General features: G+C 73.8%; 19 protein-coding genes. 14 read left to right on the top strand and 5 right to left on the bottom strand.

Going from position 1 to position 21123, the window contains the following annotated elements:
- The 9 genes from IF37_RS0113055 (at position 1) to IF37_RS0113015 (ending at position 10489) form a co-directional block, all read left to right on the top strand.
- Positions 1 to 1443, top strand: coding sequence for a class I adenylate-forming enzyme family protein (locus IF37_RS0113055; protein WP_030741029.1), 1443 nt, complete (start codon positions 1 to 3; stop codon positions 1441 to 1443).
- A gap of 27 nt (positions 1444 to 1470) precedes the next feature.
- Positions 1471 to 1734, top strand: coding sequence for a phosphopantetheine-binding protein (locus IF37_RS0113050; protein WP_030741027.1), 264 nt, complete (start codon positions 1471 to 1473; stop codon positions 1732 to 1734).
- Positions 1727 to 2602 (top strand): dihydrodipicolinate reductase C-terminal domain-containing protein, encoded by an 876-nt coding sequence (locus IF37_RS0113045; RefSeq protein WP_158727336.1) that lies wholly within the window; start codon positions 1727 to 1729, stop codon positions 2600 to 2602. The genes IF37_RS0113050 and IF37_RS0113045 overlap by 8 nt, the downstream gene beginning before the upstream one ends.
- A 32-nt stretch (positions 2603 to 2634) precedes the next feature.
- Entirely contained in the window at positions 2635 to 3384 is a 750-nt protein-coding gene (locus tag IF37_RS0113040; protein WP_030741014.1) for a class II aldolase/adducin family protein, read from the top strand.
- Between the two features lie 82 nt (positions 3385 to 3466).
- Positions 3467 to 4606: an acyl-CoA dehydrogenase family protein gene (locus tag IF37_RS0113035; RefSeq protein WP_030741011.1), complete on the top strand. Its 1140-nt coding sequence runs from the start codon at positions 3467 to 3469 to the stop codon at positions 4604 to 4606.
- 122 nt (positions 4607 to 4728) lie between these two features.
- Positions 4729 to 6105 (top strand): condensation domain-containing protein, encoded by a 1377-nt coding sequence (locus IF37_RS0113030; RefSeq protein WP_030741009.1) that lies wholly within the window; start codon positions 4729 to 4731, stop codon positions 6103 to 6105.
- Positions 6102 to 7175, top strand: a complete 1074-nt coding sequence (locus IF37_RS0113025; protein ID WP_052845161.1) for a polysaccharide deacetylase family protein — start codon at positions 6102 to 6104, stop codon at positions 7173 to 7175. Before IF37_RS0113030 ends, IF37_RS0113025 begins: the two co-directional genes overlap by 4 nt.
- A gap of 85 nt (positions 7176 to 7260) precedes the next feature.
- The gene (locus IF37_RS0113020) at positions 7261 to 8544 is read left to right on the top strand and encodes an MFS transporter (RefSeq protein WP_030740998.1); all 1284 of its coding nucleotides are present in this window, start codon (positions 7261 to 7263) and stop codon (positions 8542 to 8544) included.
- Positions 8545 to 8746: 202 nt separating this feature from the next.
- On the top strand, positions 8747 to 10489 hold the full coding sequence (locus IF37_RS0113015; RefSeq protein WP_030740986.1) for a pyruvate dehydrogenase: 1743 nt from the start codon (positions 8747 to 8749) through the stop codon (positions 10487 to 10489).
- A 155-nt stretch (positions 10490 to 10644) separates the two neighbouring features.
- On the opposite strand, the gene IF37_RS0113010 is transcribed toward IF37_RS0113015, so the two are convergent.
- From IF37_RS0113010 to IF37_RS0112995, 4 genes are all read right to left on the bottom strand, one after another.
- Entirely contained in the window at positions 10645 to 11379 is a 735-nt protein-coding gene (locus tag IF37_RS0113010) for a YoaK family protein (protein WP_030740983.1), read from the bottom strand.
- Positions 11360 to 11884, bottom strand: coding sequence for a DoxX family protein (locus IF37_RS0113005; protein WP_030740980.1), 525 nt, complete (start codon positions 11882 to 11884; stop codon positions 11360 to 11362). Before IF37_RS0113005 ends, IF37_RS0113010 begins: the two co-directional genes overlap by 20 nt.
- 51 nt (positions 11885 to 11935) lie before the next feature.
- Complete coding sequence (locus IF37_RS0113000; RefSeq protein WP_030740978.1) at positions 11936 to 12598, bottom strand: hydrolase; 663 nt, start codon at positions 12596 to 12598, stop codon at positions 11936 to 11938.
- A 96-nt stretch (positions 12599 to 12694) separates the two neighbouring features.
- Complete coding sequence (locus IF37_RS0112995; protein WP_253915749.1) at positions 12695 to 14563, bottom strand: amidohydrolase; 1869 nt, start codon at positions 14561 to 14563, stop codon at positions 12695 to 12697.
- Between the two features lie 416 nt (positions 14564 to 14979).
- On the opposite strand from IF37_RS0112995, the gene IF37_RS0112990 reads away from it, so the two are divergent.
- Both IF37_RS0112990 and IF37_RS0112985 read left to right on the top strand, forming a co-directional pair.
- Entirely contained in the window at positions 14980 to 15951 is a 972-nt protein-coding gene (locus IF37_RS0112990) for an alpha/beta hydrolase (RefSeq protein WP_030740971.1), read from the top strand.
- A gap of 20 nt (positions 15952 to 15971) precedes the next feature.
- Complete coding sequence (locus IF37_RS0112985) at positions 15972 to 16691, top strand: alpha/beta fold hydrolase (protein WP_030740968.1); 720 nt, start codon at positions 15972 to 15974, stop codon at positions 16689 to 16691.
- A 91-nt stretch (positions 16692 to 16782) separates the two neighbouring features.
- Here the strand turns inward: IF37_RS0112985 and IF37_RS0112980 are convergent, their stop codons facing one another.
- On the bottom strand, positions 16783 to 17757 hold the full coding sequence (locus tag IF37_RS0112980) for a hypothetical protein (RefSeq protein WP_030740959.1): 975 nt from the start codon (positions 17755 to 17757) through the stop codon (positions 16783 to 16785).
- A gap of 414 nt (positions 17758 to 18171) precedes the next feature.
- On the opposite strand from IF37_RS0112980, the gene IF37_RS0112975 reads away from it, so the two are divergent.
- The 3 genes from IF37_RS0112975 (at position 18172) to IF37_RS0112965 (ending at position 21069) form a co-directional block, all read left to right on the top strand.
- Complete coding sequence (locus tag IF37_RS0112975) at positions 18172 to 18603, top strand: hypothetical protein (protein ID WP_030740956.1); 432 nt, start codon at positions 18172 to 18174, stop codon at positions 18601 to 18603.
- A 112-nt stretch (positions 18604 to 18715) separates the two neighbouring features.
- Positions 18716 to 19831 carry a PLP-dependent cysteine synthase family protein gene (locus tag IF37_RS0112970; protein WP_030740954.1) on the top strand — a complete coding sequence of 372 codons (1116 nt, stop codon included), beginning with the start codon at positions 18716 to 18718 and terminating at the stop codon, positions 19829 to 19831.
- Positions 19828 to 21069, top strand: coding sequence for an MFS transporter (locus tag IF37_RS0112965; RefSeq protein ID WP_030740952.1), 1242 nt, complete (start codon positions 19828 to 19830; stop codon positions 21067 to 21069). The genes IF37_RS0112970 and IF37_RS0112965 overlap by 4 nt, the downstream gene beginning before the upstream one ends.
- The last annotated feature ends 54 nt before the right edge of the window (positions 21070 to 21123 follow it).

Below are 21123 nucleotides of genomic sequence, written 5' to 3'. Positions count from 1 at the left end.
ATGTCCGACGCCGTCCTTCCCGCTGTCCTCACCGAAGCCCTCGCCCGCCACGGCGACCGCGTCGCGGTCACCGACGCCGACGGTTCGCTCGGTTACGCCGAACTCGCCGACCGGGCCCGGACCGCCGCGGACCGGCTCGCCCGGTACCACGCGCGGGACGAGCGGCTGCGGGTGGGCCTGTACGCCACCAACTCCGTCGAGTACGTGGTCGCTTACCTCGCCACGCTGTACGCCGGCGCGGTGCCGTTCCTGGCCGACTCCGCCTTCGGCCCGTTCGAACTCTCCCGGATCGCCGAGGACTGCGGGCTGGACCTGCTGATCCACGCCCCGAGCGCCGACGTCCGCTCCGTGGTGGACGAGATGCTCGACGACGACGGCGAGTTCGGCTACCTCGTGGTCAGCCGGGTCCGCCGGTACGACACCCCCCGGCCGGAGCTGCTCGCCGACACCGAGGTGTGCCGTTTCACCTCCGGGTCCACCGGCCGGCCCAACTGCATCGAGTTCTCCGGCGCGGCCGTGTCCGCGGCGGCCGCCAACTGGGCCAAGGGCACCGGACTGTCGGCCGATGACCGGATCGCCTGCTTCGCCGCGCTCTCCAACGGTCTGGCCTTCAACACCTCGCTGCTGGCGGCCTTCCTGACCGGCGCCTCACTGCACCTGTCGCACGGGCTGCCCACCGCCACCCGGGTCGTCCGGCTCCTGGAGACCACCGCCGCCACCCGGCTGGTGGCGTTCCCGGCGCTGTACGAGTCGATCGTGCGGCGCTCCCCGGAGGAGGGCTTCGCCACCGTCCGCACCGCGATCTCCTCCGGCGCCCCCTTGCGCGAGACGGTGCGTGAGGAGTTCACCCGGCTCACCGGTGTGCCGATCCACAACTACTACGGCGTCGCCGAGACCGGGCCGCTGACGTATGCCCCCGACGGGACCGGCAGCGGGCTGGGCGCCCCGCTGCCCGGTGTGCGCCTGCTCGCGGGGGAACACGGCATCCGGGTCAGGAGCGAGTCGATGGGCTCGCGCTACCTCAACGCCCCCGGCGTCTTCGAGCGGCGCGTCGACGACGAGGGCTACTACCGCACCGGCGACCAGGGACACCTGACCGACGGCACGCTCCACCTGACCGGGCGCACGAGCCGGATGGTCAACGTGGGCGGGCGCAAGATCGACCCCATCGAGGTCGCCGACGTCCTGCGCGGGGCCCCGGGAGTGCTGGACGCGGTCGCCTTCGAGGCCGAGAACCAGCACGGCGAACCGACCCTGGCCGCCGTCGTCGCCGTCGAGACGGGCGCGACCGCGCAGTCCCTGCGCACCCACTGCGCGGCGACCCTCCCGTCGTACAAGGTGCCCGGAATCCTCCGTCTGGTGGACCGGATACCGGCGAACTCGATCGGCAAGCCGTCCGTCGAACGACTGCGACGCCTGCTCGACACGCCGCACGGCAACTGAACCTCCCTTCGACCCACAGGAACCCCCATGGACAGCAGCGCGCTCCGCACCAAGATCCTCGACCTCGCCATCGCGGCGGGGGACGGCAGCGTCACCGCCGCCGACCTCGCCGCCGCCGACTACTCGCTGCGGGACGTCGGCTACTCCTCGCTCTCCTACATGCGCCTGATCGACAGCATCGAGAACGAGGTCGGTGTCTACCTGGACCCGGAAGCCGCCATCGAGCACTACGAGACCATCGACTCCGTCACCGCACTGGTGCTCGCCAGCGGTGTGGGCGCCGATGCCTGAGGCGCCTCCGGGCGCCGGCCCCGCGATCGGGATCGTCGGCCTCGGGCGGCTCGGCTCGGCCCTGCGGTCGGTCTGCCGGGCCGGCGGCACCCGGGTCAGTCTCACCGCCTCCCGCGGCGCCGGCTGGTCCGTCGAGGCGGTACCCGACGTACTGGTCGACGCCAGCGCGCCCGAGGCGCACGGCGACGTCCTCGACTACTGCGCCACGCACCGGGTACCGCTCGTCGCCTGCGTCTCCAACCTGACGGACACCCAGTGGAAGGCACTGGAGGGGCTGGCCGAGGTGGTGCCGGTGGTCCGGGCCACCAACCTCTCCTTCGCCCACTACCTCCAGGTGCGCATCGCCGAGTTCACCGCGTCCCTCACCACCGGCCGGTTCGGCGCGACCACCACCGTCCGGGAACGGCACCCGCCGGGCAAGGCCCACCGGCCGAGCGCCACCGCGCTGGCACTGGCGGACACCTGGGCCCGGGCGAGCGGCCGGCCGGTGGCCGACATCGCCGACGAGCGGGCCGGACTCCCCGTCAGCGAACACGAGCTGACCCACACCTGGGACGGCGAGTCGTTGCACGTACGGCACCACGTCGGCAGCTGGACGGTGCCGGCCCTGGGCGCGCTGGCCGCGGCCGACTGGGCCCACGCCGCGCCCCCCGGCCTGGCCACCATGCGGACCGTCTACGACGACCTGACAGCCAGGGGGTTTCGTTTGGATCAGCCCGGGTCCGCGACGCCCGGCACGGCACTCCCCCAGCCTCCGGCCGGGGGACCCCCACGCCGCGTTGTCGGACCACCCGAGTACGCCCAGTACGCGGATGATCCTCCGCCTTGCGATGCGCCGCACCGGACGCCGCGGCCTGATCCGACCTGACCCAAACGAAACCCCCAGGAGCACAGCACCCCATGACCACCGATGAACCGCAGCCGCTGAACCCGGCCGAACGCCGGCTCGTCGTCCAGGTGGCGACCGGCGCCCGGATGCTCTCCCTCGACGGACACGACGACTTCAACCAGGGCCAGATCTCCGCCCGCATACCCGGCCGCGACGAGTTCTTCATCAAGGGCGCGCTGGTCGGCTTCGACGAGGCCACCCCGGCGGACGTGGTGCGCTGCCCGGTGGACCACACGCTGCCCGCGCCCCCGCTGGCGCCGCCGGAACTGCCGCTGCACCAGGCCGTCTACCGGGCCCGCCCGGACGTCAACGGCATCGTCCACAGCCACGCGCCGTACACCCTGCTGTTCGGCGCCACCGACCTGCCGATGCGCCCGGTCTCGCACGACGGCGCCTACTTCCGCGACCGCGTCGGCCTGTTCACCGAGACCAGCAACACCGTCCTGGACATCGGGACGGGCGAGCACATCGCCAAGGACCTCGGCGAGCACCCGGCCGTCCTGCTGCGCAACCACGGCGGAGTGATCGTCGGCAAGAGCGTGCGGCACGCCTCCGTCTTCGCCCAGGTGCTGGAACGGGCCTGCCGCCTCCAGCTGACCGCCGAGGGCACCGGCGTGCCCTACGCCTGGTCCACCGACGAGGACGTGGCCGCCAAACAGGACTTCATCTACGCCGACCTCTCCGTCCGTTCCTACTGGGACTACGCCGTCCGCCGGGTCGGCCGGCACTGGCCGGAGACCACCGGCTGGGCCCGTCACTGACCGCCGGCCGGACCCGGCGGACACGCGGCCGCGGCACGCCCGCTCCCGCCCACCACACCCGACATACACGAAAGGTCGTCCGTTGAAGGTCCAGCGCATCCTGCCCACCGAGGAGGCGGCCGACCTGCTCGGCCTGGTCCGCGAGATAGCGGCCGGCGAACTCGCGCCCCGGGTCGCCGAGTTCGAGGCGTCCCACGCGTTCCCCCGGGAGATCGTGCGGACCCTCGGCAAGGCCGGGCTGCTCAGCCTGCCCTACCCCGAGGAGTACGGCGGCGGCGGACAGCCGTACGAGGTCTACCTCCAGGCGCTGGAGGAGATCGCCTACCACTGGTTCGGGGTGGCCGAGGCGGTCAACGTGCACAACCTCGCCACCTTCGGCACCGCCACGTACGGCACCCGGGCCCAGCGCGAGGAACTGCTGCCCGCCATGCTGAGCGGGGAACTGCTGGGCGCCTACTGCCTGTCCGAGGCGGAGGCCGGTTCGGACGCGGCCTCGCTCACCACCCGGGCGGTGCGGGAGGACGACGGCTACCGCGTCACGGGCACCAAGTCCTGGGTCACCCACGCCGGGCACGCCGACTTCTACAACGTCTTCAGCCGCACCGGCGGTCCGGGCGCCCGCGGGCTGTCCTGCCTGGTGGTCCCCGCCGGCACGCCCGGCATGGTGGTGCACGAGCCGGAGCACAAGCTGGGCGTCTGGTCCAACCCCACCGCCCAGGTCGGTTTCGAGGACGTCCGGGTACCGGCCGGTCGGCTGATCGGCCGGGAGGGCAAGGGCTTCCTGATCGCGATGGGCGCGCTGGACTGCGGGCGGCTGGGCATCGCGGCCTGCGCGGTCGGCATCGCCCAGGCCGCCGCCGACTACGCCGTGCGGTACGCGAGGGAACGCCGCCAGTTCGGCCAGCGGATCATCTCCTTCCAGGGGATCGGCTTCCTGCTGGCCGACATGGCCACGCAGATCGCCGCGGCCCGGGCGCTCACCCTGGCCGCCGCCCGGCTGAAGGACGCCGGCCGTCCGTACTCACTGGAGGCGGCGAAGGCGAAGCTGTTCGCCACCGACATGGCGATGAAGGTGACCACCGACGCGGTGCAGGTGCTCGGCGGTGCCGGTTACGTCTCCGACCACCCGGTGGAGCGCTGGATGCGCGAGGCCAAGCTCCTCCAGATCGTGGAAGGCACCAACCAGATCCAGCGCCTGGTCATCTCCCAGGGCCTTGACTAGGCCCTGTCGTCAAACTCCCGCAGTCCGCCCGGAGGGCGGAAGTTCGACGACAGGCCCTGGCGGCGGGTGCGCCCCCGCTCTCCACAGGCGTCACGAGGCAACGAAGGGAAGTTCGGAACACGATGACCACGGTCGAGGAGCGGACCATCCGACTGGACTCCGCGCGGGCCGGGACCGGCCCGGCAACCTGGGGGCAGCGGGCCATCTGGGGTGTCGTCACGCGGCTCGGTGACGACGCGCCCAGGTACAACCTGCGGCTCGACCTCCCCCTCACCCCGCCCCGCCCCGCAGCCCGCGTGCTCGCGGACCTGACGGAGCTGCTCCGCATGCACGACAGCCTGCGCACCAGGCTCCTGCCGGACGGCGAGGACGGTCTGGAACAGGTCGTGGACGGCTCCGGCGAGCTGCCGGTGCGGGCTTGGACGTGCTCCGCGGCCGAGGCCCCGGCGGCCGGCGCGGCCCTGCTGGAGGAGCTGGCGGGATGCCCCTTCGACCACGCGCGGGAATGGCCGTTCCGGGTCGGCCTCGTGGAGTGCGAGGGCCTGGTCCACCGGCTGGTGCTGGCGGCGTCGCACACCGCGATGGACCTCTGGGGAGAGGGCCGGATGCTCCGCGACCTGGAGCTGATCGAAGCGGGGCAGACAGCCGAGGCGCTGCTGCGGGCCCGCCCCGCCCTCCAGCCCCTCCAGGCGGCCGAGGTCCAGGCGTCGCCGCTCGGCCGCCGCAGGGACGAGGCGGCCCGCCGCTACTGGTGCGAGCGGCTGGCGGCCGGCCCCCGGCGGATCTTCCGGAACCCCGAGGCACCGCGGCTCGCGGCCACCGAGCCGGGCCGGCTCTTCCCCAACGCGCTGCTCCGCTCGCCCGCGCTGGCGGTCGCCGCCGAGCGGGTGGCCGCGGCGCTGGGGGTGAGCGACGCCGCCGTACTGCTCGGGGCCGCCTCCCACCAGCTGGCCAGGATGTCCGGCAGCGCTGACGTGCTCTTCCAGGTGGTGGTGAGCAACCGCTTCCAGCCGGCCGCCGCAGAGTCGGTCAGCACGATGGCGCAGGAGGCCGTGTTCCTCCTCACCGACGCGGACCGGGACTTCGAGGACGCGGTACGGCGGACGCGCTCCGTGTCGTTCAGCGCCTTCCGCCACGCGGGGTACGACAAGTGGGCGCTGGACCGGGAGGTGGCGCGGCTGGTCGAGCGCGGCGAGGCGGCCGACCACTCGTGCTGGTGGAACGACACCCGGGACCCGGGCGTCGGGCCGTTCGACACCGTCGAGCGGCCGCGGTCCGCGCCGCACGAGCTGCTCGGCCGGACCGAACTCAGCTGGCCCACGGAGTTCCTGCCCCGGGCGAACGTCTCGGTGGCGGTGGACGTGCTGACCGCGCCCGGCGCCCTGGAACTCTGCATGACCGCCGACCCGGCGGTCCTCGGCCGCGCGGGGATGGAGCGGTTCCTGCGCGGGGTCGAGCAGCTGGTCGTGGCCGAGGCGGGCGCCCGGGGGGAACGATGAGCACGCGGTACGCGGGAATCGCCTGGACGGACACCGGCTACCGGGTCGAGGTCCTCGACGGCGCGGGGCGCCGGGTGGTGGAGCCGAGCGACTGGGGCGCCGCCCACGTCGCCGAACTCATCGCCTGGCTGGAGGAGCTGGGCCGCGAACAGCCGCTGGCCGCCGTGTTCGAGAGCACCAACGGCCTGCTCGACGGGCCGATGACGGCGGCCGGCCTGGAGGTCTACCGCGCCGACCCCTGGCTGCTGCCGCCCCGGCCGCGGTTCGGCTCCGTCCCCGCCCGCCTGCTGGCTCAGACGGCGCGCAGCTCACCCGGCGAGCTGGCCCGGGTGACCGCCGAGGGAGGCACCCTGACCGGCCGCGCCGACGAGTACTTCGAGGGCGTACGGCGCAGCGAGCCGATCCGGGAGGCGCTGACGGCGGCCGGGCGCTGCTTCGAGCACGGCCGCCGGGACACCCGGCGGATCGCGCTCACCTTCGACGACGGCCCCGATCCGGTGCACACCCGGCGGATCCTGGAGATCCTGGACCGCTACGGCGTCCGGGCCACCTTCTTCTGCGTCGGCCACCATGTCGCGGCGCTCCCCGACGAGGTCCGCCGGATCGCCTCGGCCGGCCATGAACTCGGCAACCACTCCTGGTCGCACCCCTTCCTGCCGGACCTGACACCGGATCAGCTGCGCGAGCAGATCGACCGGACGGCGGAGACGGTGGCCCGGGTGACCGGCGAGGCCCCCTTGTGGTTCCGGCCGCCGTACGGCGCGCTGACCCCGGAGGTGCTGGCCGCCCTCGACGGGCACCCGAGCACCCTGGCGCTGTGGGACGTGGACTCCCGCGACTGGGCCAGACCGGGGCCGGAGCGCATCGCCGAGACCGTTCTGAAGGCCGCCGCGCCGGGCTCGGTGGTGCTGATGCACGAGGGCGCCGGCGATCGCGGCCAGACCGTGCGGGCCCTGCCCTCGATCATCGAGGGCCTGCTCGAACGCGGTCTCGAGCCGGTCACCGTGGGGGAGCTGCCCGGGCTGTCCACGGGACGGGACCAGCCGCCGGCCGGCACCCGGTCCCGCTGACCGGCCCCGGCCCCGCACCGCCGGGCCGCCGGGCCGTCCCCCCGACCCTGAAGATCACGAACTACGGCTGGAGCATGGAAGAGTCATGAAGGATCGCTCGGCAGAACACACCGCGGCGGTGCCGTCCGCGCAGGACCAGGACCGGCCCGCCCCGGCGCCGCCGGCCGCGGAACCGGCGATCTGGTCCCGTAACTTCCGGTGCTACTTCACCGCCCGCAGCGCGGGCCTGCTCGGCTGGGCCATGCTGCCGGTCGCGGTCTCGGCCGGGCTGCTCAGCGCCGGGTACGCCCTGAGCACCGCGGGCTACGCGATGGCCTTCCTGGTCGGCCCCTTCGCCGGACTGGTGCTCTTCGGCGGCGTGCTCGCCGACCGCTTCACCGCCCGCCGGATGATGATCGCCTCCGACCTGGCCAACCTCACCGCCCACGTCCTGCTGGCCTTCCTCTTCCTCCACGGCATCGACCACCTGTGGCACCTGTACGGGCTGTTGATGATCGCCGGTACCGCGAACGCGATGTTCCAGCCCGGCGCCTCCTCGACCATCCCGCTGGTGGCCAGGGACGTACAGGGCGCCAACGGCGTGCTGCGCATCTCCGAGGCGCTCACCGCGCTGGGCGGTCCGGCGCTGGCCGGTGTGCTGGTCGGCACCGCCGACACCGGCTGGGTGATGGTGATCTCCGCCGTCGCCTACGGCACCAGCGCCGCCTGCCTGTTCGCGCTCCGGCTCGGGGTGGTGCCCGCCCCGCCCGCCGGCGAGAGCCTGTGGCGCAACCTGGTGGTCGGCTGGCACGAGTTCCGCGCCCGCAGCTGGCTCTGGGGCGTGATCGTGATCTGGATGTTCTTCGCCGTGCTCTCCTGGGGCCCGCAACTGTCGATCGCCGCCGGGGTGATCGTCCCCGAGCACGGTGCCACCGCCTTCGGCCTGCTCAACTGCGCGTTCGGCGCGGGCACCGTGGCCGGTGGCCTGCTGGCGCTCCGCTACAAGCCGGTACGGCCGCTCGCCGCGGGCGCCGTGGCGATGCTCGCCTACCCGCTCTACCCGCTCGGCATCGTCCTCGGCTGGCCGGTCTGGCTGCTCGCCGTCGCCCAGGTCGTGGTCGGGATCGGCATCACCTTCTGGGGCGTCATGTGGGCCACCAGCGTGCAGACCCAGGTGCCGGGCGAGGTGCTCAACCGCGTCCACGCCTACGAGGTCGCGGGCTCCGTCGGCATGTTCCCGGTCGGCAGCGCGCTGGCCGGTCCCGCCGTCGGGGCGTTCGGCACCGACCGCGTGCTCGAGGTGGGCGTCGTGGTCGCCCTGCTCACCGCCGCCGCGCTGCTGCTCGCCCACCCGATCCGCACCCTGGGCCGGGTCCCGAACCGGGCCTGAGCGGGGTCCCGTCGGCCGCGCCGCGCAAGCCCCGCCCGCCCGCGGGCGGCGAGCGAGGTCCCGGGTGCGCTGCCGGAACCGATCTCGTGCGCGGACGGGCCACACCGGCATCCTCCCCTCACTAGCGTGGGGGCGCGCGAGGCGGACCCGCCGTGCCCTCGGCCGGCGGGCCGTGCCCGACAGCCGGAACCCGAGGAGTGCCATGGCCAAGCAGACCATCGCCGAACAGTACGTCGACCTGATGGCGCGCGCCGGTGTGCGCCGCATCTACGGCGTGGTCGGTGACAGCCTGAACCCCGTCGTCGACGCGGTCAGGCGGCGTGACGACATCGACTGGATCCAGGTCCGTCACGAGGAGGTCGCGGCGTTCGCCGCCGGTGCCGAGGCACAACTCACCGGCCGGCTGGCCGCGTGCGCGGGCTCCTGCGGCCCCGGCAACCTCCATCTCATCAACGGGCTGTACGACGCCCACCGCTCGATGGCGCCCGTGCTCGCCCTGGCCGCCCAGATACCCAGCGGTGAGATCGGCACCGGCTACTTCCAGGAGACCCACCCCGACCGGCTGTTCGAAGAGTGCAGCCACTACTCGGAGCTGATCTCCTCGCCGCGCCAGATGCCGCGCGTGGTGCAGACGGCGATCCAGCACGCGGTGGGCCGCCGCGGGGTCTCGGTCGTGGCCCTGTCGGGCGACACCGCCGGCGAGAACTCCCCGGACGCCGCCCCCGAACTCTCCCTGCCCGTCGACCTGCCCGCCATCCGGCCCGGCGAGCAGGAGGTCGCCCGGCTCACCGAGCTGGTGGACGCCGCGACACGCGTCATGGTGTTCTGCGGCCGGGGCGTCGCCGGCGCCCACGCCGAGGTGATGGAGTTCGCCGAGAAGGTCAAGGCCCCCGTGGGCCACGCCCTGCGCGGCAAGGAGCACATCCAGTACGACAACCCGTACGACGTCGGCATGTCCGGACTGCTCGGCTACGGCGCCGCGTACGAGGCCATGCACGAGTGCGACCTGCTGATCCTGCTCGGCACGGACTTCCCGTACACCGACTTCCTGCCCCGGAACGTGCGGACCGTCCAGGTCGACGTGCAGCCGGAGCGGCTGGGCCGGCGCACCCAGCTCGACCTCGCGGTCTGGGGAGACGTGCGCGAGACCCTGCGGTGCCTGACGCCCGCGGTGCGGGAGAAGACCTCGCGCCGCTTCCTCGACCGCATGCTGGAGCGGCACACGCACGCCCTGGAGGGCGCCGTCACCGCCTACACCCACGACGTCGAGCGGCAGACCCCGATCCACCCCGAGTACGTGGCCTCCGTGCTCGACGAGGAGGCCGCCGACGACGCCGTGTTCACCGTGGACACCGGCATGTGCTGTGTCTGGGCGGCGCGTTACCTCACGCCGAACGGCCGCCGCCGCATCCTGGGCTCGTTCGTGCACGGCTCCATGGCCAACGCGCTGCCCCAGGCCATCGGCGCCCAGTTCCTGGACCGCGGCCGGCAGGTCGTCTCGCTCTCCGGCGACGGCGGGTTCTCCATGCTCATGGGCGACTTCCTCACGCTCGTCCAGTACGGGCTGCCGGTGAAGGTGGTCGTCTTCAACAACTCCTCCCTCGGCATGGTCGACCTGGAGATGATGGTCGACGGCCTGCCCCCGCACGCCACGACCTACCCGCACACCGACTACGCGGCCATCGCCACGGCCGCCGGGGCTCGCGGCATCCGGGTGGAGAAGCCCGCCGACGTGCGCGGCGCCCTGCGCGAGGCGTTCGCGCACGACGGCCCCGTGCTGGTGGACGTCGTCACCGACCCCGCCGCGCTGGCCGTCCCGCCGAAGATCACCGCCGAGCAGCTCAGCGGCTTCGCCCTGTCCGCCAGCCGTACGGTCCTCAGCGGAGGCGTCGGCCGCATGCTCCACCTGGCCCGCGCCAACCTGCGCAACATCCCGCGTCCCTGACGGCTCGTCGACACCGCGGCCCCGCCGGTCCCGCCGGCGGGGCCGCGGCGCTGTCCGGGGCCGGACGGAGGAGCGGGGGTGGTGCCGGTGCGCAGACGCGGCGAGCCGCGCCCACGGGGGAGTGGGCGCGGCTCGCGCTGGTGTGTGAAGGACCCCTACGAAGGCCGGGTCCACGGGGCGTCGGTGGCGGACAGACGGTGCGTCACCACCGAGACGACGGCCAGCAGCAGCAGACACAGGACCAGGGTGAGGACCAGGTGGCCGTGGAGCACGAGCGCGGCGCCGGCCAGGGCGCCGAGCAGCATCGCCAGCACGGACAGGATCCGGCGGCCCGGGCGGGGCGCCGCCCCGCCCGCCGGGGTGGAGTCCGCAGCCAGACCGGTGAGGGTCAGCGTCAGGACGGTCGTGGTCAGGTCCGGGACGCCCAGGCGCCGGGCGACCGCGTTCTGCATGCCGTGGCCGAGCCCGAGGCACACGATCAGCGCGTACTGGACACCGGTGGTGACCCGGCCGTCGGCGACCGCCGCGATGACGACGGCGACGGCGGTCAGGACCGTCTGTACGGCGGTGGCCGCCGTCAGCAGGCGTCCGCGGTGCCCGGCGAACCGGGCTCCCAGCTTGCCGCCGGCCAGCGCGCCGAGGAGGAACACCGCCAGCGCGATGATCGAGGCGAGCGCGGACAGGGTGCTGGCACCCCCGAGCGCGAAGCCGAGGAACACCACGTTGCCGGTCATGTTGGCGACGAAGACGCGTCCCATTCCCAGGTAGCTCACCGCGTCGACCAGACCGGTGACCAGGGTCAGCACCAGCAGCAGGGGAGGCAGCGGGCCGTGGCGGTCCTCCTTGGGCGGGACCAGGGTGTGGGCCGCGTCAGTCAGCAGCCGGTTCATGGAACGTCCTTTCCGCTGCCGTGGGCGCACGGTGCAGCACCAATCGGGTGAGCAGCCCGCTGACGGGGCCGACCACGATCGCGGCGACGGCGACCCACAGGGGCCATGGGGTGATCCCCGCCGCGTGGTCGAGGGACCACCGGCCGGGCCCCGTGAGGGTCAGCACCGCCGAGACGACGACGAGGACCAGGGGGTACTCGTAGCCGTCGTTCTGCACCCAGAGGCCGTTGGGCCACTTGACGGTGCCGGCGACCGTCATCACGCCCATGGCGGCCATCGCCGCCAGGGGCGTGAGCAGTCCGGCCGCCAGGAACAGGCCGGCCCCGATCTGGCTGGCACCCGCGACGACCGCGGTCAGCCGGCCCCCGCGGAAGCCGTCGTGCCGGAACTCCTCGGTTCCGCCCGCCAAACCGTGACCTCCGAGCCGGAAGCTCACTTTCTGCACTCCGTGACCGGCGACGAGGAGTCCCGCCACCACACGGAGGATCAGCAGTCCCGCATCCATCTCTCTGCCTGTTCCTGACTCGGTCCTTGACCGGTTGCGCTGGTGAGGGGGTCAGCCGGCGGCGTGCTCGCCGATGAACGCCTGCGCGTAGACCAGGCCGAGGCCGTAGGCGCCGGCGTGCTCCTTCACCACCTCGGTGACCGGGACGTACGTCTCGCCACGGGCCCAGTCCCGCTGGAGCTCCAGGAGCACCTGGACCCAGGTGACCGGTACGACGCCGGCCTGGACCATGCGCTGGATGGCGTGCTCGTGCGCCTGCGGGCTGACACCGCCGGACGCGTCGGTGACCACGTAGACCTCGTAGCCCTGGGCGAGCGCGGAGAGCGCCGGCAGCACGACGCAGACCTCGGTCCACAGACCGGCGATGACGATCTTCTTGCGGCCGGTGGCCTTGACGGCCTCGACGAACGCGCCGTCCTCCCAGGCGTTCATCGTGGTCCGGTCGATGATCTCGTGGCCGGGGAAGACCTCGGGAAGCTGCGGCATGATCGGGCCGGAGAAGGACTCGGCGGCCACCGTGCTGAGCACGACCGGGACGTCGAAGACCTTGGCGGCCTTGGCCAGGCCCACCGTCGCGTTGATGATCGCGGTGCGGTCGCCGCTGCCGGTGCCGAAGAACATCTGCGGCTGGTGGTCGATGAACAGGACCGCACAGTTGTCGGGCGTCAGCAGGTCGGGGCTGGGGGACGCGGTGACCTGGGCGATGTCGACCATGATGGGATACCTCTCTACAGAAAACAGCGGGTTTCGATGACCCGGGAGGCACACCTCGGACGAGCTGTGCCTCCCGGGAGTCCAGGGGGCGGTGGATCAGAGGACGAAGCAGGGGTCGAACGGCACGTCGCCGGTGCCGTCGAGCTGTCCGCGCCGTGCGCGCCAGCTGCGGTGCAGCTCCGATTCGGCGACGGCCTCGCCGAGCGCCTCGGCCTGGCGCACACCCGCCGGACGGGACGCCTGGTAGCCGCCGAAGTGCTTCACCGGGCTCCATTCGGGGGTGACCGGCGGCAGCTCCTCGTCGATTCCCGCGTACTCGCCGGCCGCGTACACGATCCGGCCGCCGGTGACCGTCAGCAGCGACTCGATGTGCGCGATCTCCGGCTCCGGCACGTTGAAGTAGTCGTGCGACAGCACCGCGAGGTCCGCGTAACAACCGGGCCGCAGCACGCCCTTGACCTGCTCCTCGCCGGTCAGTTCGGCGCCGGCCACGGTGAACATGCGCAGCGCGGTCTGCCGGTCGACGCGGTTGCCGGGCGGGCGCAGCGTGAGGTCGCCGGCGGTACGTCCGCTGACCAGCCAGTGCAGGGCCACCCACGGGTTGTAGGTGGACACCCGGGTGGCGTCGGTACCGGCGGCCACGGTCAGCCCGCGGTCCAGCATCTCGCGGATCGGCGGGGCGTCGGCGGCGCGGCCCGGGCCGTAGCGGCGCAGGAAGGCCTCGCCCTGGAAGGACAGCCTGTTCTGCACGGACATGGCGCCGCCGAGCGCGGCGACCCGGTCCAGGCTCTCCGGGGACGCGGTCTCCGCGTGGTCGAACAGCCACCGGTTGCCGGCCGGGAAGAGCCCCTCGGCGGCCAGCTTCTCGAAGACCGCGAGGTCCCGGCGGATGGTCTCGTCGTAGGTGGCGTGCAGCCGGAAACCCCAGCCGTGCTCCATCAGGAGCCGGACCGCCTTCTCGAACTCGGGCTCGTAGTCGCCGAGATGGGGGCGCGGCTGGGCGAAGTTCTCGAAGTCCGCCGCCGCCCAGGTGAGGTTCTCGCCCGCGCCGTTGAGCCGCAGCCAGGCGTCGCCGTCCTCGGGGCTGGCCATCTCGATCCAGCGCGCGAGGTCCGCGAGCTCCTGGCCGGCGGTCTGCGGGAAGAGGTGGTAGGCGATGCGCAGCGACAGCTCGCCGGCCTGTGCCAGCTCGACGACGGTGCTGTAGTTCTCGGGGAAGTTCTGGAACCCGCCGGCGGCGTCGATCGCCGAGGTCAGGCCGAACCGGTTGAGTTCGCGCAGGAAGTGCCGGGTGGAGACCTTCTTGTCCTCGCCCTCGAGCACCGGCGCCGCGGCCAGGGTCGAGTAGAGGATGAGGGCGCTGGGCGCGGCCAGCAGCATGCCCGTCGGCTCCCCGTCCCGGCCGCGGACGATCTGTCCGCCCCTGGGGTCGGGCGTGTCCCGGGTGAACCCGGCCGCCTGCACGGCCGCCCGGTTGAGCACGGCCGACTGGTACAGGTGCAGGACGAACACCGGGGTGTCGGGGGCGGCGGCGTTGAGTTCGGCCACGGTCGGCAGCCGCCGCTCGGCGAACTGCTCGGCCGACCAGCCTCCCACCACGCGCACCCACTGGCCCTTCGGCGTCCGCGCGGCCTGTTCCCGCAGCATCGCCAGGCCCTGGCGGAGCGAGCGCACGCCGTCCCAGCGCAGCTCCAGCACGTAGTTGAGCCCGCCGCGGATCACGTGCAGATGGGCGTCGTTGAGGCCGGGGATCATCCGCCGGCCGAGCGCGTCCACCACCTTCGTGGCCGGTCCGACGTGCGGGGCCACGTCCTGGTCGTCGCCGACGACCGTGATCACACCGTCGCGGACGGCGAGCGCCTCGGCGTGCGGGCGGCGCGGGTCCCCGGTGTGGATGTTCGCGTTGCGGACGACGAGTTCGGCGGCGTCGTCGGTGGCCTGGGGCGTCAGGCCACCGACCGGCATGGGGGACACGTCTGTGGGACCTCCTCCGGGATGAGCGTCTTCGACGTCCGCCGCGTGCGGCTGACGTGGTGGACGGAGAGAGCGGTGGGTGAAGCGGGGGTTCGCCACTCGGTCGAGGGCGTACCGCGACCCGCTGCGCCGTCAAGCTAGGGCCATCGGTCGCGGTCGATTGTTCTGTCAGCGCACTGAAAGGCTCCTGACAGCGCACTGGTCGCGACGGGGCGGCGAGCCGTGCGTACCCCGGACGGCGGGCCTGTTTCCGTGCGCTGTGAGAACGCCGTACGTGCGCTGACGGGCAACGGCCGGCCCGACGGTGCTTCTACCCTGGGGCCTGCGGTGCCGGAGTGCCGAGCACGACGATCCGCGCGATGTGCCGGATCTGCCGGCGCTGTTGCAGCGATACAGGAGATACCCCCATGTCTGACGCCCACGCCCCGGTGCAGCCGGTGCTGGAGCCCGCCGCCGCCGAGTTCGTCGCGGCGACCGCCAACCCGCCGTACCTCTTCGACCTGGCTCCGGCCGATGGTCGCAAGGCCGTCGACGAGGTGCAGTCCGGCGAGATCGAGAAGCCGGCCGTGGACGAGGAGTGGATCACGGTCGAGGGCGGCCCCACGGGCAGCGTCCGGGCGCGGATCGTCAAGCCCGCCGGCGCCACCGGCACCCTCCCCGTCATCATCTACATCCACGGTGCCGGCTGGGTCTTCGGCAACGCCCACACCCACGACCGCCTGGTGCGCGAACTCGCCGTGGGCGCCGAGGCCGCGGTCGTCTTCCCCGAGTACGACCTCTCGCCCGAGGCCCGCTACCCGGTCGCCATCGAGCAGAACTTCACCGTCGCGAAGTGGATCGTGGAGCAGGGCGCCGAGAAGGGCCTGGACGCCTCGCGGCTGGCCGTGGCCGGTGACTCGGTCGGCGGCAACATGACGGCCGCCCTGACCCTGATGGCCAAGGAGCGCGGCGGCATCCCGCTGGTCCAGCAGGTGCTGTTCTACCCGGTCACGGACGCGAACTTCGACACGGCGTCCTACCACCAGTTCGCCACCGGCTACTTCCTGCGCCGCGACGGCATGCAGTGGTTCTGGGACCAGTACACCACCGACGAGGCCGAGCGCGCCCAGATCACCGCCTCGCCGCTGCGCGCCACCACCGAGCAGCTCCAGGGCCTGCCGCCGGCGCTGGTCATCACCGGTGAGGCGGACGTGCTGCGCGACGAGGGCGAGGCCTACGCCAACAAGCTCCGTGAGGCCGGCGTTCCGGTCACCGCGGTCCGCTTCCAGGGCATCATCCACGACTTCGTGATGCTCAACGCCCTGCGCGGCACCCACGCCGCCGAGGCCGCCATCACGATGGCCGTCCGCACCCTGCACGCGGCCCTGCACACCGCCTGATCGCACGAGAGAACGCAGACATGAGCACCTCCACGCCCACGGTCGTCCTGGTCCACGGCGCGTTCGCCGACGCCGCCAGCTGGTCCGGCGTCATCGCCGAGCTCCAGAGCGACGGCATCCCCGTGATCGCGCCGCCGAACCCGCTCCGCGGCCTGGCGTCCGACGCGGCGTACGTCGCCTCCGTCGCCGCCCAGATCGACGGCCCGGTGATCCTGGTCGGCCACTCCTACGGTGGTGCGCTCATCACCGTGGCCGGCACCACGGAGAACGTCGTGGGCCTGGTCTACGTCGCCGCGTACGCCCTCCAGGAGGGCGAGAGCCTCGGCGAGCTCCAGGGCCGCTACCCGCTCTCGCCGCTGGTGAGCAACCTCAAGGAGTGGACGTACCCGGTGGCCGACGGCGGCACCGCCGTCGAGGTCACCATCGCCGAGGACGCCTTCCCGTCGGTCTTCGCCGCCGACGTCCCCGCGGAGGTCACGAAGGTCCTCGCGGCCGCGCAGCGTCCGCTCGCCGCCGCCGCGTTCGAGGAGACGGCCGCCGCCGCCGCGTGGCAGACCAAGCCGTCGTGGGCTCTTGTCGCCGCCGCGGACAACGCCATCAACCCGGAGGTGGAGCGCTTCGGCGCGAAGCGGGCCGGCGCGACGATCGTCGAGGTCGAGGGCGCGTCGCACGCGGTCGCCGTCTCCCAGCCGAAGGCGGTCGCCGACCTGATCCGCGAGGCGGTTCGCGCGACGAGCTGACTTTCCGTCGGAGCCGGCCGTGCGGACGTCCCCCCTATGGCGTCCGCGCGGCCCCGCGTCCCCCTGGAGCACTCCAGGGGGACGCTCGTGTTCAGTGGCCGTGTCCGGAGTGCTTCCCGGGCTCCTCGGAGGGGTGCGGGGAGGGCGGAGAGGAGGCGTCCGGTCGCCGCGCGGGCCGCCCCGCCCGGACGGTGAACGCGGCGGTGTGCACCTCTCCCGCGTGTTTGAAGTCCAGGAACAGCCGGTAGGTGCCGGTGCTGGGCGCCGTGGTCGTGAAGGAGATGTCCGGCCCGGGCGAGGTCGCGCCGTCGCCCGGCTCGCCGTTCGGGTGCACGTGCAGGTAGCCGAGGTCCCCGGAGCGCAGTGCCACCAGATGGCCGTAGGCGCCGAGGTAGGGCTGGAGGTCACGCACCGGCTCGCCGTTCCTGGTCACGGTGAGCGTCAGCTCGCTGTCCCGGCCGGGAACGGGCCGGCCCCGGAGGCTCACCCGGTACCCGTCGACCTCGGCGGTGCCGGCGGGCGCCGGGAGGGGCGCGGGGGAGTAGCGGCCCGACGCGGTCAGGTCGGTGCCGAGGGTGAGCCCATCGCCGCCGCCGGGCGTGAAGTCGGCGAAGACCCGGTAGGCCCCGGCCCGGGGCAGGGTCACGGGCGCGGACCAGGTGCCGTCGGCGGCGCGCCTCGGGTGCAGATGACGGAAGACGGTCAGGTCCCGCGAGGCGACGATCAGGTGCAGTTCCTTGGTGTGCTCCTCCTGGTAGGAGGTGAGCGCGCGCCCGGTGGCGTCCCGCACGATCGCGAAGCGCAGCTCGGCGCTCCGTCCAGCGGTGACGGCCGGGGTCTTCAGATCGAGCGTGTAGCCCCGCTCCGACACCTGGAGTCCGCCGGGCGCCGCCGGTCCGCCGCCCGTGCCGCCGTCCCCGCCGGGCGGGGCGCTCGCGTGCCCGTCGTGTGCCGCGCTCCCGGTCTCCAGGGATATCTCGCCGACCCCTCCGCCGACGCCGTAGGCGAGGCCGAACGCCGCCGCGAGCGCGGCGGCGAAGGCGGTGATCCGCAGCCCGGTGTTCATGGTGACTCCTCGTCTGGTCGCCGCCCGCGGGCGGCCCGAAGGCTTCAACATACCCCAGGGGGGTACGGAGTCAAGCGGGTGCGGCCTTGTTCCGGATACCGGCCCGGGGTATGTGTGGAGCCGCTTCCCGTCGTCGCGCACCGAGAGGAACCGAAGATGAGCCCCTGGCTGAACCTTTCCGGACGGCGAGCCCCGGAGGGCGGGGCGCCGGTCGTGTGGGACGCCCTCCGCAGGGGAGCCGGGCATCCCGTGACCCGCAGGGCGGCCGTCGCGCTCCTTCAGGCGCTGGCCGCGCACCTCGGCGGCCCGGACGCCGGCCGGACCGGGGCGCGGACCTGTGGCTGCCGGCGGCCGGTGATCGCGCCACGCCGCCCGTGATATGACACGACGTCACTAGACGGCTACGCTGCGCATGTGATCGGCTCATGGGGCAGTGGCGGCGGGCGCGGGAGAGGTTCCCGTCGCGCCGCCCTGCTCGTCGGACTGGTCCTGGTGATCGCGGCCCATCTCACCGGCGCGGTGCACGCCTGCTCCTACGCCGGATTCGACCCCACCCCCGTGGTGGCGCAGGACCTCCCGCGCGCCGTGGACGGGGCCGACGGCGCGGGACCGGCCGCGCCGCCTCCCCACCACCGGCACGCGGCGGGCGGCCACTCGGACCACACGGCGGACCGGCCGCGCGCCGCCCTCGACGACGGCGGACCCGACGGCGAGGCGCACCAGCCGGTCCCGTCCGCCGCGGCCGGCGGGCGCCACGCGCGCACCGGGTGGCGCAGCCCGCCCGGCACGTCCCGCCCCCGCTCGAACGGCTCCGCACGCGCGCTCGTCGGAGTGCTGCGGCAGTAGGGCGGCGCCCGCGCGCCCCGCACCCAACCGCGGGCCGGGGCGCCCACGCGCCCACCCCCCACTCGCACGGCGCCCGCCGCACTGCCGCCGGGCGCGAAGGAGCCCTGCCCCCATGTCAGCTGCCCCGCTGCCCGCCCTGCGGACGCGCGCGTCCCGTCCGCCGACCGCCCGGCGCCCCGCCCACCTCGTCGGTGACACCCCCATCCTGTGGGTGGACGAACCCTTCGCCCCGCCCGGCCGCGGCTTCCACGCGAAGCTGGAGGGCGCCAACCCGGGGGGCCTGAAGGACCGGCCCGCCCTGCACATGGTCCGCGAGGCCCGTCGGCGCGGCGACCTCGCGCCGGGCGCGCCGCTCGTCGAGTCGTCCAGCGGCACCCTCGGTCTCGGCCTCGCGCTGGCCGGGCTGACCTACGGCCACCCGGTCACCGTCGTGACCGACCCCGGTATGGAGCCCCCCGTGGCACGGCTGCTCACCGCGCTGGGCGCACGGGTCGTCCAGGTCGCCACGCCGCACCCGGAGGGCGGCTGGCAGGAGGCGCGCCGCCGGCGCGTCGCGGAGCTGCTGGCCCGCACCCCCGGCACGTACTGCCCGGACCAGTACCGCAACCCCGACAACGCCGCCGCCTACCGGCCCCTCGCCGCCGAGCTGATCGCCCAGCTCGGCCGGGTCGACGTGCTGGTGGCGGCGGTCGGCACCGGCGGACACTCCGCCGGGGTCTCGGCCGCGCTGCGCGAGGTCTTCCCGCGGCTGACCCTCATCGGGGTGGACGCCGTCGGCTCGGCGATCTTCGGCCAGCCGGCGGGGCCGCGGCTGATGCGCGGCCTCGGCTCCAGCATCCATCCGGAGAACGTCGACTACGCGGCCTTCGCCGAGGTCCACTGGGTGAGCCCGGCCGAGGCCGTCTGGGCGTGCCGCCACCTGGCCCGCCGTCACTACGCCGTCGGCGGCTGGAGCGTCGGGGCGGTAGCGCTGGTGGCCGGATGGGCGGCACGGACCCACCCCGCCGGCACCAGGATCGCCGCGGTCTTCCCCGACGGACCGCACCGCTACCTCCAGACCGTGTACGACGACGCCTGGTGCCGCGAGCACGGGCTGCTCGGGCGGACACCGCGGCCGGAACCCGACGACATCGCCGAACCGGACGCGCGCGTGGTGACGCGGTGGACCCGGTGCGCCCGGGTCCGCGATCCGCTCGCGCGCGGCCTGGCGAAGGCGGGCGTCCGGTGACCCGGCTGTGGGCCCGGATGGCCTCCTTCGACCGGCCGGCCCGGCTGCTGATGGTGAACCAGTTCGCCATCAACCTGGGCTTCTACATGCTGATGCCGTACCTGGCCGACCACCTGGCGCACGGTCTCGGGCTCGCCGCCTGGGCGGTCGGCCTGGTGCTGGGCGTGCGCAACTTCTCCCAGCAGGGCATGTTCCTGGTCGGCGGCACCCTCGCCGACCGCTACGGCTGCAAGCCGATGATCCTCGCCGGCTGCGCCCTGCGGTCGGTCGCCTTCGGGCTGCTGGCGGTGGCGAGTTCACTGCCCGCGCTGGTGGCGGCCTCGGCGCTGACCGGCCTGGCCGGCGCGCTGTTCAACCCGGCCGTGCGCGCCTACCTCGCGGCGGACGCGGGCCAGGAGCGACGGGTCGCGGCGTTCGCCACCTTCAACGTCTTCTACCAGGCGGGCATCCTGGTCGGCCCGCTCGCCGGACTGGCCCTGCTGACATGGGACTTCGGCGTGGTGTGCGCGGTCGCGGCGCTGATCTTCGGCGCCCTGGCCGTGCTCCAGTCCCGCGCGCTGCCCGCCCGGCCCCCGGCCGGCCGCGGTGCCGAACCGGCCTGGCGGGCGGTCGCCGCCGACTGGCGCACGGTCGCCGCCAACCGTCCCTTCCTGCTCTTCGCCGCCGCCATGAGCGGCTCGTACGTGCTGGCCTTCCAGGTGTACCTCGCGCTGCCGCTGCACGCCCGCGCGCTCTTCGGCCGGCACACCGGCGCGGTCACCGGTGTGGTGTTCGCCGCCTCGGCGCTGGCCGCGCTGGCGGGGCAGCTGAAGCTGACCGCGTGGGCGCAGCGCACCCTGGCCGGACCCCGGGCCGTCGCCTGCGGCCTGGCGGTGATGGGCGCCGCCTTCCTGCCCCTGCTGTACCGGACCGGCGGCGCACCGGCCGGGGTGGCCGCCCTGACGGTGTGCGCGGTGCTGCTCGCCTGGGGCGGGGCCCTGCTCTACCCGTTCGAGATGGACACCGTGGTCCGGCTCTCCGGTGACCGGCTCGTCGCCACCTACTACGGCGCCTACAGCACCGCCTCCGGCATCGCCGTCTCGCTGGGCAACCTGGCCGTGGGGGCGCTGTTCGACACGGGGGTGCCGTGGCTGCCCTGGGCGGCGCTGGCCGCGACCGGGCTGGGGTGCGCCGCCCTGGTGGCCCGGCTGCACCGGACCGGACACCTGGCGGCGGGGGCCGTTCCGGCGGTCGGATGACTTGCCGCTGCATAGGGGTAGGGGGTATACCTATGCACACCAGCGCCTCAAATA

The sequence above is a fragment of the Streptomyces sp. NRRL S-31 genome (assembly GCF_000718775.1).
Classification (GTDB): Bacteria; Actinomycetota; Actinomycetes; order Streptomycetales; family Streptomycetaceae; genus Streptomyces.
The sequence above is the reverse complement of the archived record's forward strand: the minus strand, read 5'-3'. Positions and strand labels throughout refer to the sequence as shown.